The following is an 18,373-nucleotide window of genomic DNA, read 5'->3' on the forward strand; positions in this document are numbered from 1 at the left end:
GTTCTCCTCAGCGGGTGGTGGCGTCCTGCGGGCGGTCCGGGTGCTGCTGCTGCGCCGGGCGGTGCCCGACCGGGTCCTCGCCGAGCAGGTCGGCGAAGAGCGCCCGGTAGTGGACGACGGCCTGGCGGAGGTCCTCGGTGCCGGCCTCACCGCGCTCGTTGCGCAGCCGGATCTCGTGCGCCTCCCGGTAGTGGGTCAGCGTGCGGGCGTGCTCCACGGAGAGGTGGGCGACCTGCTCGGTGAACTCGCCGGTCGGGTAGCCCCGGTCGGCGATCAGCTGGCTGACCAGCTCGTCGGCGTCGCCGACGGTCTCGGCCGGCGAGTCGACGAAGCGGACCTGCAACTCTTCCCAGGCGGCGGCGTACCGGGCCCGGTCCTGCGGGCTGAGCGGGGTCAGGGTCAGCTCCGCGTGCCGGCGCTCCCGCTCGCGCAGTTCGCGTTCGGCGGCGCTGCGGCTGTCCTGCTCCGCGACCACCCGGTCGTACTCGGGGCCGAACCGGGACCTGAGGGCGCGTCGTCGGTTGGCCACGACGGCCACGGCGACCAGCGCCGCCACCACCAGGACGACGAGAACCAGTAGGACTATCTGCGTGGGCGACATGGCCTCCTCCTTCTCCCTCCGGTATTCCCTCCCCGCACTGATCACCAATCCCGATCCGGCGAATTTCCTTCGCCGGTTCGCACCGGACCGTGACGAACCGGTCACGTCGTACGTCCGGGGTCGATCGGGGCGGGCGGTCCGGTCACGTTTTTCCGCCGGTCCCCGGGGCCGGCCGACGGGTCGTCGGTGGTCGTGGTGGGTGTCGTCGATGCCTGATCAACCCGGGTGCGACCCGGTCCGCCGGGCCGCGACGGCGGGTCCGGCGGCGGCGACGCAGCGGTGACGGCGGGAGACGCACGGTAGTGCTGAGCGTCAGGATTACGTATCCTGCCCAAGGCGCCGTGCCGGTGCCCGGCGTCGATGCCGGACCGCCCGGCCGGTACCGGCGTCACCGCCGACACTCCCGCCCGGGCGAGGAATCATGGACACCCGCGACTGGCCGATCCGCGCCAAGCTGACCGCCCTGGTCGTCACCCCCGTGGCCGCCCTGCTGGCGCTCTGGATCTTTGCCACGACGTTGACCTTCGGGCCGGCTCTCGACCTGCTCGCCGCCCGGACCCTGCTGTCGGACTTCGGTCGGCCCGGCGAACAGGTGGTGGCCGAGCTGCAACGGGAGCGCCGGGCCTCGGTGATCCACCTGGCCGGCACCGACACCCTGCCCGCCCTGGCGCAACAGCGGCGACGCACCGACGAGGCGATCGTCGAGCTGCGTCGGCTGATGGCCGGGGAGCAGCTACGGGACGCCGCAGGCGACCTGCTCAACGCCCGGCTGGACGCGCTCGGCGCCGCCCTGGACGCGCTGCCCGCCGGTCGGGGGTTCATCGACCGGCGGCAGGTCGACCGGGCCGGCGCGATCGGGCTCTACAGCGGCATGATCTCCTCGGCGTTCCAGGCGTTCGCCGCCACGGCGGCCCTGCCCGACGCGGAGCTGAACCGGCAGGCGCTCGCTTTGACCGCGCTCGGCCGCTCCCGCGAGCTGCTCGGCCAGACCGACGCGGTGCTGGCCGGTGCGTTCGTCACCGGCCGGTTCACCGAGGGCGAACACCTGCGGCTGGTGCAGACCATCGCCAACGAGCGGTTCGTCGCGGAGTCGTCCGTGGCCGACCTGCCGGCCGCCGACCGGGCCGCCTACCAGCGGTTGGTGGAGGGGGAGGCGTTCGTCCGGCTGCGCACCATGCAGGAGCAGCTGCTGACCGTCGGGCCGTCCGCCGTCCCGCCGATCGACGCCCGGACCTGGCAGGCCAGTCAGGAAGCGGTGCAGCAGGAGCTGCGCGACTTCGAGCTGAGCCAGGCCGACGGGCTGGCCGAGCGTTCGGTGCCGGTCGCCGTCACGATCCTGGCCCGGCTCGGTGTGGCCGGGGTGCTGGGGCTGGCGGCGATCGTGGCGTCGCTGCTGGTCGCCGTCCGGGTCGGCCGGACGCTGGCCCGCCGGTTGTCCGCGGTCCGCGCCGCCGCGCTGGAACTGGCCGAGCACCGGCTGCCCGACGTGGTCACCCGGTTGCGCCGGGGTGAGCAGGTCGACGTGGCCCGGGAGGCCCCGCCGCTGTCCTACGGCGCTGACGAGATCGGCGACGTCGGTCGGGCGTTCACCGAGGTCAGCCGGGTGGCGGTCCGGTCGGCGATCGACGAGGTGACGCTGCGACGGGGGTTGAACGAGGTCTTCCTCAACCTGGCCCGGCGCAGCCAGGGGCTGGTGCACCGGCAACTTGCGGTGCTCGACCGGATGGAACGCCGCGCCGAGGACCCGGACGAACTGGCCGAGTTGTTCCGCGTGGACCATCTCGCCACCCGGCTGCGCCGGCACGCCGAGGACCTGGTCATCCTGGCCGGCGCGGCCCCGGGGCGGGGCTGGCGGCAGCCGGTCGCCCTGCTGGACGTGCTGCGCGGCGCGATCTCCGAGGTCGAGGCGTACGACCGGGTGGACATCGGCCGGGTCGGGCCGGCCGGGCTGCTCGGCCGGGCCGTCGCCGACGTCATCCACCTGCTCGCCGAGCTGATCGAGAACGCCACCGCGTTCTCCCCGCCCGAGCGTCGGGTCGAGGTGACCGGGACGCCCGTCGTCGACGGCTACCTCGTCGAGATCACCGACCACGGGCTGGGGATGTCGCCCCAGGCGATCGAGGACGCCAACCGGCGGCTGGCCACCCCGCCGGAGTTCGATCCGGCCGACAGCGCCCGGCTCGGCCTGTTCGTGGTGTCCCGGCTGGCCGCCCGGCACGACGTCAAGGTCACCCTGCGGGCCGGCACGCCGGTCGGGCTCACCGCGCTGGTGCGTATCCCCGCCGACCTGGTCACCGAGGAGCCGCCGATCGCCGCGCCCACCCGGGACCGCCCGGCGGCGTCGGTGTCCCGGCTGACCACGCTGCCCCGACCACGGACCACCCGGACCACCCGGGAACGGCCGGAGCAGACCGTGCTGCCGTTCGCTCCGGCCCGTACCTCGTCGGTGGAGGCCGCCCCCGACGGCGACGGTCTGCCCCGTCGGGTCCGCCGTCGGGGGCCGGCCGCCCACCAGCTGCCCCCGGCCAGTCAGGACGCGCCCGCCACCCGCTCTCCCGAGGAGGTACGCCGGCAGATGTCGGCCCTCCAGGCCGGTACCGCCCGGGGGCGCCTGGACAGCAGCGGCGTCCACCCGGCGCCGCCGGCCCGGCCCGACCCGACCGCGGGCGACGAGCCGGGACGGACCGACGGCGTCGGGGTGCCACCGTCACCGGCCGGCCCGGCGGCGACGTCCGATTCGACCGCGACTGAGAGGGACGCCTAGTGGTGCACACGACACGGCAGAACGCTGATCTCGGCTGGTTGCTCGACGAGCTGGTGGAACGGGTGCCGGCGGCCCGGCAGGCGGTGATCCTCTCCGCCGACGGCCTGCTGCTCGGCGCGTCCGCCGAGTTGGACCGCTCCGACGCCGAGCACCTCTGCGCACTGGCCTCGGGCTTCTCCAGCCTGGCGAAGGGGGCGAGCCGGCAGTTGGCCGCCGGTGGCGTCCGGCAGACCGTGGTGGAGATGGAGGAGGCGTACCTCTTCGTGACGGCCGCCGGTCAGGGGGCCTGCCTGGCGGTGGCCTGCGCGGCGGACGCGGACATCGGCCTGGTGGCGTACGAGATGGCGATGCTGGTCGTCCGGGTCGGCGAGAACCTGACCGCGCCGGCCAGGGCGGCGGCGGGGATCGCCGATGCGGGCTGAGCAGCCGGGTCACCAGCACGAGTGGTTGGACGGCGCAGCCGGGCCGGTCGTGCGCCCGTACACCCTCACCGGTGGTCGGGTGCGGCCCGCCGTCGGCGGCTTCGACCTGGTGGCCTTCGTGCTGGCCGCGGCGGGCGTCGACCCGTACGGCCAGCCGGGGCTGCAACCCGAGCACCGCCGGCTGGTGGAGTGCGCCCGGCAACCGGTGGCGGTCGTGGATCTCGCCGCCGACCTGGACCTCGCCCTCGGCGTGGTCCAGGTCCTCCTCGGTGACCTGCTCGCCCGTGGGCTGGTCACCGTGCACGAACCGCCGGCCGCCGCCGGCCTTCCCGACAACGACATTCTCAAGGCGGTGGTCAGTGGACTACGTGCGCTCTGAGCGCGACCCCTCACCGGCCCGGTTGCCCCTGGCCCTCAAGATCCTCATCGCCGGTGGCTTCGGTGCCGGCAAGACGACGCTGGTGAGTGCGCTCAGTGAGGTCCGGCCGTTGCAGACCGAGGAGGTGCTGACCGACGCCGGCATCGGCACCGACGACCTCTCCGGGGTGGAGGGCAAGTCGACCACCACGGTGGCGATGGACTTCGGTCGGATCACCATCACCGACGACCTCCAGGTCTATCTGTTCGGCACCCCGGGGCAGGACCGGTTCTGGTTCCTCTGGGACGAGTTGGCCTTCGGCGCGCTCGGCGCGGTGGTGCTGGCCGACACCCGCCGGCTGCCCGACTGTTTCCCGTCGATCGACTACTTCGAGCAGCGCGGCATCCCGTTCGTGGTGGGCGTGAACTGCTTCGAGGACACCCGTCGGTTCGGCGCGGAGGCGGTCCGGCAGGCGCTGGACATCGAGCCGGAGGTGCCCGTGGTGCTCTGTGACGCCCGGGACCGGCAGTCCGGCAAGCTGGTGTTGATCTCGCTGGTGGAGCACGTGGCCCGCCAGCGTGGGGAACCGGTGCCGGTGGGCTGAACCGGCCGGCCGGGTCCGCCGGTGAGGAAAACCCGGAAATCAGGGGTGACGGCCGGGGATTGCGGGAAGCCTGGAGATCGACGGCGGATTCGGCGGAGGGTGGTTCGGTGACGGGCACGATCGTCCACATCGGTGGTTACACGGCACGGTCGGGCGGGCGCGGGGAGGGCATCGTCGCCGCCCGACGCGATCCGGAGTCGGGGCAGTTGACCCTGCTCGGCACGGTCGCGTCGACCCCGTCGCCGTCCTTCCTCGCCCGCCACCCCACCCGGCCGGTGCTGTACGCCGTCAACGAGTTGCCCGAGGGGCAGGTGAGCGCCTTCGACGTCGGCCCTGACGGCGGGCTGAGCCCGCTGGGGGTGTGGTCGACCGGGGGTGCCGAGCCGGCCCACCTGGCGGTCGCCCCCGACGGCGGGCACCTCTTCGTCGCCAACTACGGCGGGGGCAGCGTCGCCGTCCTGCCGCTGGACGGGCGGGGGGTGCCCGGGGAACGCACCGACCTGGTGATCCACCAGGGGCACGGTCCGGACCCGGAGCGGCAGGAACAGGCACACTGCCACATGGTGTCGCCCGACCCCGGCACCGGCCCGCTGCTCGTCGTCGACCTGGGCACCGACTCGATCTACCGGTACGACCTGGACGCGGCCTCCGGCCGGCTGACGCCGCGGGCCCCCCGGGTGCGGACGGCCCCCGGCACCGGCCCCCGGCACCTGGCCCGGCATCCCGACGGGCGGCGCTGCTGGCTCGCCGGTGAGCTGGACGCGACGGTGACCGCCTACGAGGTGACCGCCGAGGGGGTGCTGCACCAGCGGGGTCGGGTGGACGCGAGCGCGCGGGCCGGCCACGTCCAGCCGTCGGAGATCACCGTGGGGCCGGACGGCCGGTTCCTCTACGTGGGCAACCGTGGGGTGGGCACGGTGGCGGTCTTCGCTCTCGACGGGGACCTGCCGCAGCTGGTCGACGAGGTGGACACCGGTGGGGAGTGGCCCCGGCACTTTACGTTGAGTGGGCGGCACCTCTATGTGGCCGACGAACGGGCCGACATGATCCGGGTGTTTTGGGTCGACCCGGACTCGGGCGTGCCGTCGCCGGCGGGTGAGCCGGTGTCGACCGGCAGCCCGACCTGCGTACTGCCCTGACAGATGCCGGTTGTCCAGGGTGGATTCGGGCCACGTCACGAAACGGTCTGATTACGCAGAGTGCGGAAATAGTGATCAACTGTTTCTCCTGCGTAACTTTCGTCCGAACGGTTGTGGCAGTAAGCGCACGAGATACGCAAGATGGTCAGCGTGTCTGGCCGCCATCGCATGCGTTCAAGTATCCGTGGAGCGGGCGCCGCCGCGGCGGCGACCGCGCTCGTCGTCGTGGTCGGCGGCTCCTGGGTCGGTTACCAGCAGCTGGCCGGACCGTCCTGCTCAGGGGGGATCCAGCTCGGCGTGGCCGCCGCGCCCGAGGTGGCACCGGCCGTCGAGGCGGCGGCGGCCCAGTGGGTGGCGGACGGCGCGGCGGTCGGTGGCACCTGCATCAAGGTGAACGTCGTCGCCTCCGAGCCGGTGGAGGTGGCCGCCGCGGTGGCCAGTAAGCACGGGGCCAGCCTCGCCGGGGTGGGACAGGCCAGCGGCACCGCGGTCACCCCCGACGTCTGGATCCCGGACTCGTCGACCTGGCTGCTGCGCCTCAAGAGCGGCGGCGCCACCGCGTTCGCGCCCGGCAACGGCGCCTCCATCGCCCGCAGCCCGGTCGTGGTGGCCATGCCGCAGCCGGTCGCCACCACCAAGTTCGGCTGGCCGGACAAGAAGCTCACCTGGAACGACATGCTGCGCGCCGTCCGCAGTGACAAGCCGCTGCGGGCCGGCATTGTCGAGCCGACCCAGGACGCCGCCGGGCTCTCCGGCCTGCTCTCCCTGACCGCCGCCGCGAGCGGCGGAGGCGGCGACGCCCAGCAGGCGACCACGGCCGCCCTGCGGGCGCTGGCCACCGGCCGGTCGGCGCTGCGGCAGGACCTGCTGGCCCGGTTCCCGCGCTCCAACGACCCGACCTCCATCGCCAGCGCGCTCGGCGCCGCCGCGCTGTCGGAGGAGGACGTCATCGCCTACAACAACACCAAGCCGCCGATCCCGCTGGCCGCGCTCTATCTGGAGCCGTCGCCGATGCCGCTGGACTACCCCTACGCGGTGCTGCCCGGGATCGACCAGACCAAGGCGTCGGCGGCGAAGGTGCTCTTCGAACTGCTCACCACGCAGGGCTTCAAGAACCGGCTGGCCGTGCAGTCGCTGCGTGCCCCGGACGGCAACTGGGGTGACGGCTTCAAGGCACCGCAGGGTGCGCCGAGCCCGGCCGGCGGCGGTACGGCGGTGCCGCCGTCCGGCGGGACCGCCGCGGGTGGCCTGGACCCGGTGGCGATAGACCGTGCGGTTTCCGGCTGGTCGATCGCCACCCAGTCCGGGCGGATGCTCTGTGTCATCGACGTCTCCGGGTCGATGAAGGCCCCGGTCCCGTCGGCCAACAACGCCAGCCGCGAACAGGTGACCGTGGCGGCGGCGAGCCGGGGGCTGAACCTCTTCGACGACTCCTGGTCGATCGGGCTGTGGACGTTCTCCACCGAACTGGTCGGTTCGCGGGACTGGCGGGAGATCGAGCCGATCAACCCGCTCTCCGGCAACCGGGCCAAACTGGAGCAGGGGCTCGCCGGCATCCGTCCGTCCAGCGGCGACACCGGCCTGTACGACACCATGCTGGCGGCGTACAAGACGGTCCAGGACGGTTGGGAGCCCGGCCGGGTCAATTCGGTGGTGCTGTTCACCGACGGTAAGAACGAGGACAAGAACGGCATTTCACAGAGTGCATTGATCACCCGGCTCAAGCAGATCAACGATCCGGAGCGTCCGGTGCAGGTGGTCATCATCGGCATCGGCAGCGAGGTCTCCAAGACCGAACTCCAGTCGATCACCAGCGTCACCGGTGGTGGCGCCTTCGTCACCGAGGACCCCTCCAAGATCGGTGACATCTTCCTGAAGGCCATCGCGTTGCGTCCGAACGCGCCGCGTTGAGCCGTCGCACAGGGCAAACGAATCGCTGCATTCGGTGAGAAATAATGCGGTGATGGGATTCCACCATCTCGGGAGCGAAAGAAAACTGACAGTAATGCGTCCGAAGCAATAGGTGAGCATCATTGTGGGGCAGGATGTCGGGAGCGCTCCGGCCGGCAGGCCCCGCCAGAGGTGAGCATCGGGCTCGGAGCCGACAAGTGTGATGTGGGGGAGGTTGGGTGACCTCGGCAACGCTGTCCACGCCCGTCCGTACCCCGCCGTCGGCGCCAGGTCGCCGATCGGCGGGTACCCGTTCCCAGGCCAACCAGCGGGGCTACGTCCGCACCCTGGTGGTGCTGGACACCGCCGTGCTGTCGCTGGCGGTCCTCGCCGGCTACGCCACCCGCTTCGGCGACGCGGTGCCGCGCGGCTCCGAGATCCCGTACGTGGTGGTGGCACCGGCCCTGGTGCTGGTCTGGTTGGTTTCGCTCAAGGCACTGCGCTGCTACGACGACCGGGTACTCGGCTACGGGGCCGACGAGTACCGGCGGGTCAGCGGGGCCAGCCTGCGCCTGGCCGGTGGGGTCGCGATCGCCGGTTACATCTTCGACGTCGGGGTCTCCCGGGGTTTCCTCGGCATCTCCTTCGCCGTCGGCACGGTCGGGCTGGTGGTCACCCGGTTCGCCGCCCGTAAGGCGCTGCACCGGGCCCGCTGCCGGGGCGACGGATGGTCCCGTCGGGTCCTCGTCGTCGGGGACACCGCGCACGTGCTGGAGTTGGTGCACACCCTGCGTCGGGAGCCGTACGCCGGCTACCACGTGGTCGGCGCGTGCATCCCCGACGCGCTGCTCGCCCCCGTGCCGCAGCGGCTCAGCGACGTGCCGGTGGTCGGCTCCCTGCGGGGCATCCCGGAGGCGGCCGCCGCGATCGGCGCGGACACCGTCGCGGTCACCGCGTCCGGCGAGTTGACCGCGACCCGGCTGCGCCGGCTGGGCTGGCAGTTGGAGGGCACCGGGATCGACCTGGTGGTCGCCCCGGCGCTCACCGACGTGGCCGGGCCGCGCATCCACACCCGGCCGGTGGCCGGCCTGCCGCTGATCCACGTCGAGGCGCCCGAGTTCCGGGGGGCCCGCAAGCTGGTCAAGGAACTCGTCGACCGGTCGGCCGCCGCGGTGGCGCTGGCACTGCTGCTGCCGCTGGTGGCGGTGATCGCGCTGGCCGTCAAGCTGGACAGCCGGGGCCCGGTGCTGTTCCGGCAGACCCGGGTCGGGCAGGGCGGCCAGGAGTTCGGGGTGCTGAAGTTCCGCACCATGGTGGTCAACGCCGACGCGCTCCTCGCCGAACTGGCGGCCCGCAACGAGACCAACGGGCTGATGTTCAAGATGCGCGACGACCCGCGGGTCACCCGGATCGGCCGCCTGCTGCGGAAGTGGTCGGCCGACGAGCTGCCCCAGCTGGTCAACGTGCTGCTCGGGCAGATGAGCCTGGTCGGCCCCCGTCCGCCGCTGCCCTCCGAGGTGGCCCGCTACGACGGCGACGTGGCCCGCCGCCTGCTGGTCAAGCCCGGCATGACCGGTCTCTGGCAGGTCAGCGGCCGGTCCGACCTGAGCTGGGAGGACGGCATCCGGCTGGACCTCTACTACGTGGAGAACTGGTCACTCGCCGCCGACCTGACCATCCTGTGGAAGACCTTCGGCGCGGTGCTGCGCGGGCGCGGGGCCTACTGACCCGGCCCCCGCGGCCCGGCCCGCACTCCGGTTCACGGGTGCGGGCCGGTCCAGTCCAGGCAGACGACCACCGCGTCGTCGACCAGGTCACCGGCCACGAAGGCGCGCAGGTCACCGATGAGCGAGCGGACCGCGTCCAGCGGCGTCATCGGTCCGGTACGACGCAGGAAGCGCTCCAGCGCCGTCTCCCCGTACCGGACGTGCCGGTCCGTCGCGTCGAGCACGCCGTCACTGAGGACGAAGAGCCGGTCACCGCGGCGCAGCTCGAAACGCTGGTGCTGGTAGTCGGTGCCCTCGAACATGCCCAACGGGAACTGTTTGTCCAACACCTGCTCGGTGACCTCGCCGTCGCGCAGCAGCATCAACCGGGGTGACCCGGCGTCCACCGCGGTCAGTACACCGCTGCCCAGATCCAGCTCCATGACCAGGGCGGACAGGTGCTGCTCACCCCCGTGCAGGGCATAGATCGCCTGGTCGGCGAGGGCGACCTGGTCGGCGAGGCCCAGTCCGCCCCGGCGGGCGTTGCGCAGCGCGTGGGTGGCCAACGCGGTGAGCATCGAGGCGGCCACCCCCTCACCCGTCCCGTTGATCGTCGACAGCCACAGCCGGTCACCGTCGTCGGACCAGTCGAAACTGTCCCCGCGCACCGCGTACGCCGGTTCGAGCTGGCCGGCGAGGCGGAACGACGGGCGGTCCCGGCTGCGCCCCGGCAGCAGTTCCCACTGCATCTCGGCGGCCAGGGTGAGCCGGCGGGCCCGGCGCGAGGTGCGGTACACGTCGGTGCCGGCGGTGACGGCGGCCAACTCGTGCCCCAGGGCGGTGGCGATGCGGGCCAACTCGTCGACGGTGGCCCGGTCGTCGGGCACCGGGGTCAACCGCAGCACCCCGCGCCGTTCACCCCGCATCCCGACGGGGAACCAGCCCACCCCCTCGGTGAGCACCGGCTGCTGGTGGTCGAAGCAGCGCCAGGCCGGGTGACCGGGGCCGCTCACGGGCTCCCCACCGGCCAGCGGCAGCAGCACCGACAACCGGTAGTCGACCTGGAACAGGTCCACGTCGGTGATCCGATAGGCCCGTGTCAGCTCCCCGGCGAGCCGGTCCAGCAGCAGGTCCGCCGGAGATTCGGTCAGCACCTGCCGGGCCCGGGCCTCGGGTCCGCTCGTCATCACGCCTCCTGAAAGCGCAGATCCCCTGGTACGGGGGGTAGTCTCGGGCCCACCATGGCCGAAGAGAGTGGTCCTTACGGATCAGACGTGAGTATGGCCGCCGAGTTGGACGGCGCGACAGGGACCCTGCTGTCTGTGTGGGAGGCGGCCCGGGAGAACACCACCAGCCGGCTGTCCGGCGCGCAGTTACGCGCCGTCATGGTGGTCGAGCGGTACGACGGGATCAACCTGCGCCGGCTCGCCGCCCTGCTGAACATGTTGCTCTCCTCGGCGAGCCGGCTCTGTGACCGACTGGTCGCCGCCGGCATGCTGGAGCGGGAGCCGGGCCGGTCGGACCGACGGGAGATCGCCCTGCACCTGACCCCGGAGTCCATCCGCCTGCTCGCTGAGCTGCGGCGGGACCGCCGGCAACGGCTCGCCGACGTGCTGGCCGGGATGAGCGGCGAGGGGCGGCAGGCACTGCTGCGCGGTCTGGTGGAGTTCGACCGGGTGGCGCGGGCCCGGGAGGGGGAGACCGGGCCGGCGGTGGAGTTCCGGTCGGCACCGCACCCACCCACCCAGCCCGGTCCGGGCTCCGCCGACCCACCGGCGGCCCGCTCGGCCTGACCCGGGCCGGTCACGGTGGCGTGGCCAGTGCGGCCAGTGCGGTCCGGGCCGGTCACGGTGGCGTGGCCAGTGCGGTCCGGGCCCGGTGCAGGTGGTCGGCCGAGCGGGGATGCTCGGTCAGCGCGGTGGCACACACCCGCAGCACGTCGTCCAGCAGCCGGGCCCCGTCCCCGGTGTCGAGCACCCCCGCCTGCCAACGGACGAACTCGACCAGCAGCTGCGGGTCGCCGATCCGGATCGCCGCAGCCAGCGCGTCGACCAGTTGGGCGACGACCCCGGCGACCTCCTCTGCCCGTTCCGCCACGGGGGTGACCTCGCGGAGCACGAGCTGGACGAGTTCCCGGCGGCGACGCAGCACCGGTACGTACTCGTCGGAGCCGGCCGTCGGCGCGGCACCGGTGTGCGGGGCCGCGAGCAGCGGGCCGGACAGCAGCCGGACGGCGTCCCGGGCGGTGGCGCCCCAGCCGGCGGCACCGACCGTGGTGGCCCAGCGGCCCTCGGGGCCGAAACCGGGCCCGCCGGCCACCACCGGCACCCCGGCCGCCCGGCACGCCTCGACCATCCGCCCCGCCCGCACCAACCGGCTCGGCTGCACGCAGCTCAGCAGCACCGCGTCCGGGCCGGTCTGGTGCAGGTAGGAGACCAGTTGCCGGACCGGCACACTGGCGCCGAGGAAGGTGACCCGCCAGCCGGCGGCGCGGACCACCTCCATCACGATCCGGGCGGCCAGCGCGTGCCACTCGCCTTCGACACAGGCCAGCACCACGTGGCCCCGGTCGTCCGTCGGGGCGGTGTGGGCGACGACCACCTCGACCACCTGCTCGCTGACGTGGGTGGCCGCGTGCTCCTGGGCGATGCTCCACCGGCCGGACAGCCAGCGCAGCCCCACCTCGCGCTGCGCGACGGCGACCAGGTCCACCAGGACGTCGGCCACCGAGGCACCCGCGTCCAGCAGCCCGGTCGCGAGCCGGGTGGCGCCGACCAGGTCGGCCCGGTCCAGGCAGCCGAGGTACGCCTGGACGACACCCGGTGCGACCCGCCCCGGCCCGTCCGGTGTGACCCGCCCCGGCCCGTCCGGTGTGACCCGCCCCGGATCTTCCGGTGGCGGTCGGCGCGTACCGGCCGGTTCCTCGCCGGTCGCCCGGCCCGGTTCCTCCCGGGTGGGTTCGTCCGGGGTCGGTCGGGTCACGCGGGGTCCGCCGCGCAGACGGCCAGCATCGCGATGTCGTCGTGGCTCTCGCCGTCGAGCCACTCGTCGACGAGCTGGAGCAACCAGTCGATCACGGCGGACGGCGGCAGCCCGGCCACCGAGGCGAGCGCCTGCCGGAGCCGGTGCTCGCCGAACATCTCGACGGCCGCCGATCCACCGCGCGCCTCGGTCACCCCGTCGGTGTACGCCAGCAGCAGTTCCCCCGGGGCGAGCCGCACCTCCACCTCGGCGAACGTCGCCGTGGCGAACGCACCGATCGGCATCCCGCCCACCCGCACCTCGACGATGCTCCCGTCGGCGCGTACCACCAGGGGGGACGGGTGCCCGCCGCCGGCGATCCGGACCCGGACCCCGCCGTCGGACCCCGGCTCGGTGGTGCCCAGCAGCAGGGTGGTGAACTGGCTACGCCGGGCGGCGTCGGGGGAGTCGAACAGTGCCCGGTTGAGCAGTTGGACGAGTTCGTGGGGGCGCTGCTCGACCAGTCGCAGGGTCTGCAACGACTGGCGTACCCGGCCGGTGAGCACGGCCGCGCCGACCCCTTTGCCGCAGACGTCGCCGAGGGCGAACAGGGCGCCGGTGGCGGTGGGGAAGACCTCGTAGAAGTCGCCGCCGATGCGCAGGCTGTCCCCGGCGGAGCGGTAACCACCGGCGAGGGTGACGCCGGGCACCGGGGGCAGCTGCGGGGGGAGCAGGCTGTGCTGGAGCACCCGGGCCAGGTGCGCCTGTTCGCCGTAGAGGTCGGCGGCGGCGACCGCGGACCCGGCGCGGGCGGCGAACTCCCTGGTCAGCTCGATGTCGCGCGGGTCGAAACCGGCCCGCCCCGCCCGCCGGACCAGGATCAACGCGCCGGCCGGCCCACCCGCGCTGAGCATCGGGCTGATCAGCACGGTCCCGGGGCGGCCGAAGGTCTCCGGCAGGACGGCGGTCAGGTCGGCCAGCTCGGCGTCGAGCCAGGGGCTGGGGTCGGTGGACTCGCCGTCGAGCGCCTCGACGAGCCCGGGGACCGCGCCGGCCAGTTGCCGGCTGGCGACCCCGCCGACCGGGCCGGGTTCGCCGTCGGCGTACCGCAGCCAGTGCGGGAGGTCCTCGCCGGGCTGTGGTGACCGGTGCACGACCAGCGCGACGTCCGCGAGGTAGGGCACCGGCAGGGTGACGGTGGCCCGCAGGGTCTGCTCGCGGTGCAGGGACAGCCCGAGCCGGCTGCCGGCGCGGGCCAGGAAGGCGGTGCGGGAGCGCTCGGCGAGCAGCGCGTCGGTGCGGGCCTGTTCGTCGGTGACGTCGCGGACATACCAGGCGCAGCCGCCGGCGGCGAGGGGGCGGCAGACGCCGCGCAGCCGGCGGCCGTGGTGTTCGGCGTCGAACGTCCCGGTGCCCTCGGTGACCGCCCGGGCCAGCGCCGGCACGGGGTGCGCGGCCAGGTCGACGCCGGGGGCCAGTTCGGGCAGGAGCCGCCCGGCCATCGCGTTGACCAGGGTGACCCGCCCGGCAGGGTCGGTGGTGACCACCGCCTCGGCGAGACCGTCGAGCAGCTCCCGGGCCAGCTGGGGGTCGGCCGGCAGCGACTGGTCCGCCGGCGGTCGGGCCGACGCGTGCGACACCCGGCCATCCCCGCTGACCGGGCCGGCGTGCCCGTCCCGACGGGTGGTCGTCACCGTCGGTCGCCGGGCGCGTCGGTCTGTCGACCTCTGCGCATGCTGGGAGTGCTCTCCTCGGTAGGAATCGTTGCCTCAGGGCAAGCGTACCGAGGTGGGGCGACGATCGCCCAGCCAGGAAGCGGGGGTCACTGCGGGCGGGACAGCCAGCCGGACGGCCGGGCGATGATCCGGCGGACGACCGAACCGGCCCCGCCGACGGCGGCGGATTCGGCCCCGAGCGCCGCCGGGCGGACCGTCACCGGGGACCAGCCGCTGGTGAGCACCCGGTCGTCGAGTTCGGCCAGCACCGGTGGGCACAGCCACGGCGCGAGGGTCGCGTATCCGCCGCCGAGCACGACGGTGTCCAGGTCGAGCAGGTTCACCACCCCGGCGACGGCGACCCCGAGGGCGGTGCCGGCGGCGTTCAGCGCGGCGAGCGCGGCCGGGTCACCGGAGCAGGCCAGGTCGGCCAGCCGGCGGGCGGCGGTGTCGGCGGGCAGGTCCGCGCCCGCCAGCCCGGCCGCGGCCAGCACGGACTCCTGCCCGGCGTACGTCTCCAGGCAGCCCCGGGCACCGCAGCGGCAGGTGGGACCACCCGGATCGACAGGTACGTGGCCCAACTCGCCGCTCCAGCCCCGGGAACCCCGGAACAGCGCCCCGTCGAGCACGATCCCGGCACCGATGCCGATCTCGCCGGAGACGTGCAGGAAGCTCTGTGGGCCGCCGGGGCGGGCGTGCAGTTCGCCGAGCGCGGCGAGGTTCGCCTCGTTCTCCACCACCAGTGGGGGCACCCCGTCGACCGGGTCGGTGAGGGCGGGGTGACCGGCGAGCAGGGCCGGCACGTCCACGTCCCGCCAGCCGAGGTTGGGGGCGAGTCGGACCAGGCCCCGCGCGTCGACCAGCCCCGGCACGGCCAGGGCCGCCCCGGCCAGGCCGAGTCCGGCGTCGTCGGCGACGGTACGCGCCCGGCGGGCCAGGGCGACCAGGGCGGTGAGCGCGTCGGCGGGGGAGAGGGGCCGCAGGTCGATCCGGCGTACCTCGTGGTGCCGGACGGCGCCGGTGAGGTCGACCACGCAAGCTGCGAGGTAGTCGACGTTGACCTCCAGGCCGAGCCCGGCCGGGCCGGTGTCGCCGAGCAGCAGCCCTCGGGCGGGCCGGCCGGCTCCGGTGCGGGGCGCGGGATCGGCCTCGGTGACCAGCCGGCCGGCGATCAGGTCGTCGACGACCGCGGACACGGTGGCCCGGGTCAGGCCGGTGTCGGCGGCGATCTCGGCCCGGGAGGGTGGCCGGTCGGTGTCGGCGATCCGCCGCAGCACCACGGCGAGGTTGAGTTCGCGCAGGCTTCCCTGGCGGACCGCGCCGACGGTCCGGGTCTCGGTCACCCCTTGACAGTGCCACAGCACGGCCATTTAATTCAACCACTGAACAAATTGCGGGCGACACACCCACCGCCACCACCATCATCCCCACCGGAGGTCTGCCATGGCACCCCGTCCCACCCCCGCCGACAAGTTCTCCTTCGGGCTCTGGACGGTGGGCTGGCAGGCCCGTGACCCGTTCGGCGACGCCACCCGCCCCGAGCTGGACGCCGTCGAGGCCGTGCACCGGCTCGCCGAGCTGGGCGCGTACGGCATCACCTTCCACGACGACGACCTGATCCCGTTCGGTGCCGACAACGCCGCCCGGGAGGCCCAGCTCGCCCGGTTCCGCAAGGCCCTCGACGAGACCGGGCTGGTCGTGCCGATGGTCACCACCAACCTCTTCACCCACCCGGTGTTCAAGGACGGCGGTTTCACCAGCAACGACCGTGACGTGCGGCGCTACGCGCTGCGTAAGGTGCTGCGCAACGTCGACCTCGCCGCCGACCTGGGTGCCAAGACCTTCGTCATGTGGGGCGGCCGGGAGGGCTCCGAGTACGACGTGGCCAAGGACATCCGGGCCGCGCTGGACCGCTACCGCGAGGCCGTCGACGTGCTCTGCCAGTACGTCGTCGACCAGGGCTACGACCTGCGGTTCGCCATCGAGCCCAAGCCGAACGAGCCGCGCGGCGACATCCTGCTGCCCACCGTCGGGCACGCGCTGGCGTTCATCTCCGAGCTGGCCCGCCCCGAGATGGTCGGCCTCAACCCGGAGGTCGGCCACGAGCAGATGGCCGGCCTCAACTACGCCCACGGCATCGCCCAGGCGCTCTGGCAGGGCAAGCTGTTCCACCTCGACCTCAACGGCCAGCGCGGCATCAAGTACGACCAGGACCTGGTCTTCGGCCACGGCGACCTGATGAACGCGTTCGCCCTGGTCGACCTGCTGGAGAACGGCGGCCCCAACGGTGGCCCGGCGTACGACGGCCCGCGGCACTTCGACTACAAGCCCTCCCGCACCGAGGACATCGCCGGGGTGTGGGCGTCGGCCGAGGCCAACATGGCGACCTACCTGCTGCTCAAGGAGCGGGCGGCGGCGTTCCGGGCCGACCCGGAGGTCGTCGAGGCGCTCGCCGCCAGCAAGGTCGGCGAGCTGGCCAGCCCGACGCTGGGCGACGGTGAGGGCTACGCCGGGCTGCTCGCCGACCGGTCCGCGTTCGAGGAGTTCGACGTGGACGCGACGGCCGCGAAGGGCTTCGGCTTCGTCCGGCTCAACCAGCTCGCCGTCGAGCACCTGCTCGGCGCGCGCTGAGGCGGCCCGGCATGCCGCTCGTCGCCGGGGTGGACTCGTCCACCCAGTCCTGCAAGGTGGTGATCCGGGACGCGGAGACCGGCGCGCTGGTCCGGGAGGGCCGCGCGCCGCACCCGGACGGCACCGAGGTCGACCCACGGGCCTGGTGGGATGCCCTGCTGGCCGCCGTCGAGGCGGCCGGCGGGCTGGCCGACGTGGCGGCCGTGGCGGTCGCCGGCCAGCAGCACGGCATGGTCTGCCTGGACGAGGCGGGCGAGGTGGTCCGGCCGGCGCTGCTGTGGAACGACACCCGGTCCGCCGACGCGGCCCGGGACCTGATCGCCGAGGCCGGCGGCGGGGAGACCGGCCGCCGGTTCTGGGCCGACGCGGTGGGGCTGGTCCCGGTGGCCAGCTTCACCGCCACCAAGCTGCGCTGGCTGGCCCGGCACGAGCCGGAGCACGCCGCCCGGGTCGCCGCCGTCTGCCTGCCGCACGACTGGCTGACCTGGCGGTTGGCGGGCGCCCCCGGCCTGGCGGCGCTGCGCACCGACCGGGGTGACGCCAGCGGCACCGGCTACTGGTCACCGGCCACCGGGCAGTACCGACCCGACCTGCTGGAACAGGCGTTCGGTCGGGTCGTCGAGGTGCCCACGGTGCTCGGCCCGGCCGAGCAGGCCGGGGTGCTCGACCCGGGCGTGCTGGGCGGTGCCGCCGGCCGGCCCGACGGCGCTGCGGGCTCGCCCGTGCCGGGCGGGGACGTCCTGCTCGGCCCCGGCACCGGGGACAACGCCGCCGCCGCGCTGGGCGTGGGCGCGGGTCCGGGCGACGTGGTCGTCTCGATCGGCACCTCCGGCACCGTCTTCGCGGTGGCGGACACCCCCGCCGCCGACGCCGGGGGCGCGGTGGCCGGCTTCGCCGACGCCACCGGCCGGTTCCTGCCGCTGGTCTGCACGCTCAACGCGGCCCGGGTGCTCGACTCGGCGGCGACGCTGCTCGGCGTCGACCTCGACGCGTTGTCCGAGTTGGCGTTGAGCGCCCCACCCGGGGCGGACGGCCTGGTCATGGTGCCCTACCTGGAGGGGGAGCGGACCCCGGACCGGCCCACCGCCACCGGCTCGGTGCATGGCCTCACCCTGCGCACCGCCACCCCGGCCCACCTGGCCCGGGCGGCGGTCGAGGGGATGCTCTGCGCGTTGGCCGACGGCCTCGACGCGCTGGTCGCCCAGGGGGCCACGGTCGAACGGGTGATCCTGGTCGGTGGCGGGGCCCGCTCGGCGGCGGTCCGCCGGATCGCGCCGCAGGTCTTCGGTCGCCCGGTGCTGGTGCCCCCGCCCGGGGAGTACGTCGCCGACGGCGCGGCCCGCCAGGCCGCCTGGCTCGCCCTGGGTGGCGCGACCCCGCCCACCTGGGCGCCGAAGGACACCGAGGAGTACGCGGCGGAGCCCGTCCCCGCCATCCGGCAGCGGTACGCCGAGGCCCGCGACCACACCCTCGACCGGGTGGCCGCGACCGGGGAGTGATCCACCCGACCGGCGACGTCGACCGGTGACCGGCGCACGGGGGCCGGTCACCGGTCGACGACCGGGTCCCCCGTGGTCCTGCC

Annotated in this window: 15 protein-coding genes; 10 read left to right on the forward strand and 5 right to left on the reverse strand. The window is 74.0% G+C overall.

The annotated features are described in order from the left end of the window. Positions 1 to 7: 7 nt before the first annotated feature. Positions 8 to 601 carry a hypothetical protein gene (locus JQN83_RS18890; RefSeq protein ID WP_208568444.1) on the reverse strand — a complete coding sequence of 198 codons (594 nt, stop codon included), beginning with the start codon at positions 599 to 601 and terminating at the stop codon, positions 8 to 10. Positions 602 to 1,022: 421 nt separating this feature from the next. Here JQN83_RS18890 and JQN83_RS18895 point away from each other — a divergent pair, with 421 nt between their 5' ends. The 7 genes from JQN83_RS18895 to JQN83_RS18925 all read left to right on the forward strand — a co-directional run bounded on the left by JQN83_RS18895 (position 1,023) and on the right by JQN83_RS18925 (position 9,505). Further along, a complete protein-coding gene (locus JQN83_RS18895; protein WP_208568445.1) occupies positions 1,023 to 3,365 on the forward strand; it encodes a sensor histidine kinase in 2,343 nt (780 codons plus the stop codon). Continuing rightward, positions 3,365 to 3,787 carry a roadblock/LC7 domain-containing protein gene (locus tag JQN83_RS18900; protein WP_208568446.1) on the forward strand — a complete coding sequence of 141 codons (423 nt, stop codon included), beginning with the start codon at positions 3,365 to 3,367 and terminating at the stop codon, positions 3,785 to 3,787. The genes JQN83_RS18895 and JQN83_RS18900 overlap by 1 nt, the downstream gene beginning before the upstream one ends. Then, positions 3,777 to 4,166: a DUF742 domain-containing protein gene (locus JQN83_RS18905; RefSeq protein ID WP_208568447.1), complete on the forward strand. Its 390-nt coding sequence runs from the start codon at positions 3,777 to 3,779 to the stop codon at positions 4,164 to 4,166. Before JQN83_RS18900 ends, JQN83_RS18905 begins: the two co-directional genes overlap by 11 nt. After that, a complete protein-coding gene (locus JQN83_RS18910) occupies positions 4,147 to 4,749 on the forward strand; it encodes a GTP-binding protein (protein ID WP_208568448.1) in 603 nt (200 codons plus the stop codon). The genes JQN83_RS18905 and JQN83_RS18910 overlap by 20 nt, the downstream gene beginning before the upstream one ends. A gap of 107 nt (positions 4,750 to 4,856) precedes the next feature. Beyond that, positions 4,857 to 5,888, forward strand: coding sequence for a lactonase family protein (locus JQN83_RS18915; RefSeq protein ID WP_208568449.1), 1,032 nt, complete (start codon positions 4,857 to 4,859; stop codon positions 5,886 to 5,888). Between the two features lie 168 nt (positions 5,889 to 6,056). After that, a complete protein-coding gene (locus JQN83_RS18920; protein ID WP_208568450.1) occupies positions 6,057 to 7,799 on the forward strand; it encodes a VWA domain-containing protein in 1,743 nt (580 codons plus the stop codon). Positions 7,800 to 8,017: 218 nt separating this feature from the next. Further along, entirely contained in the window at positions 8,018 to 9,505 is a 1,488-nt protein-coding gene (locus tag JQN83_RS18925; RefSeq protein WP_208568451.1) for a sugar transferase, read from the forward strand. 32 nt (positions 9,506 to 9,537) lie between these two features. Here the strand turns inward: JQN83_RS18925 and JQN83_RS18930 are convergent, their stop codons facing one another. Further along, the gene (locus JQN83_RS18930) at positions 9,538 to 10,671 is read right to left on the reverse strand and encodes a PP2C family protein-serine/threonine phosphatase (RefSeq protein ID WP_208568452.1); all 1,134 of its coding nucleotides are present in this window, start codon (positions 10,669 to 10,671) and stop codon (positions 9,538 to 9,540) included. A gap of 93 nt (positions 10,672 to 10,764) precedes the next feature. Here JQN83_RS18930 and JQN83_RS18935 point away from each other — a divergent pair, with 93 nt between their 5' ends. Next, positions 10,765 to 11,277, forward strand: coding sequence for a MarR family winged helix-turn-helix transcriptional regulator (locus JQN83_RS18935; RefSeq protein ID WP_208568506.1), 513 nt, complete (start codon positions 10,765 to 10,767; stop codon positions 11,275 to 11,277). A 52-nt stretch (positions 11,278 to 11,329) separates the two neighbouring features. On the opposite strand, the gene JQN83_RS18940 is transcribed toward JQN83_RS18935, so the two are convergent. From JQN83_RS18940 to JQN83_RS18950, 3 genes are all read right to left on the reverse strand, one after another. Further along, positions 11,330 to 12,466, reverse strand: coding sequence for a cobalamin B12-binding domain-containing protein (locus tag JQN83_RS18940; protein WP_208568453.1), 1,137 nt, complete (start codon positions 12,464 to 12,466; stop codon positions 11,330 to 11,332). After that, entirely contained in the window at positions 12,463 to 14,139 is a 1,677-nt protein-coding gene (locus JQN83_RS18945) for a PP2C family protein-serine/threonine phosphatase (protein ID WP_208568454.1), read from the reverse strand. The genes JQN83_RS18940 and JQN83_RS18945 overlap by 4 nt, the downstream gene beginning before the upstream one ends. Positions 14,140 to 14,267: 128 nt before the next feature. Continuing rightward, positions 14,268 to 15,530 (reverse strand): ROK family protein, encoded by a 1,263-nt coding sequence (locus JQN83_RS18950; protein WP_208568455.1) that lies wholly within the window; start codon positions 15,528 to 15,530, stop codon positions 14,268 to 14,270. Positions 15,531 to 15,603: 73 nt separating this feature from the next. On the opposite strand from JQN83_RS18950, the gene xylA reads away from it, so the two are divergent. Both xylA and xylB read left to right on the forward strand, forming a co-directional pair. Further along, positions 15,604 to 16,791, forward strand: a complete 1,188-nt coding sequence (gene xylA / locus JQN83_RS18955) for a xylose isomerase (RefSeq protein ID WP_208568456.1) — start codon at positions 15,604 to 15,606, stop codon at positions 16,789 to 16,791. An 11-nt stretch (positions 16,792 to 16,802) separates the two neighbouring features. Further along, a complete protein-coding gene (gene xylB / locus JQN83_RS18960) occupies positions 16,803 to 18,290 on the forward strand; it encodes a xylulokinase (RefSeq protein ID WP_208568457.1) in 1,488 nt (495 codons plus the stop codon). The last annotated feature ends 83 nt before the right edge of the window (positions 18,291 to 18,373 follow it).

The organism is Micromonospora antibiotica (genome assembly GCF_017599305.1).
GTDB classification, from domain to species: Bacteria; Actinomycetota; Actinomycetes; order Mycobacteriales; family Micromonosporaceae; genus Micromonospora; species Micromonospora antibiotica.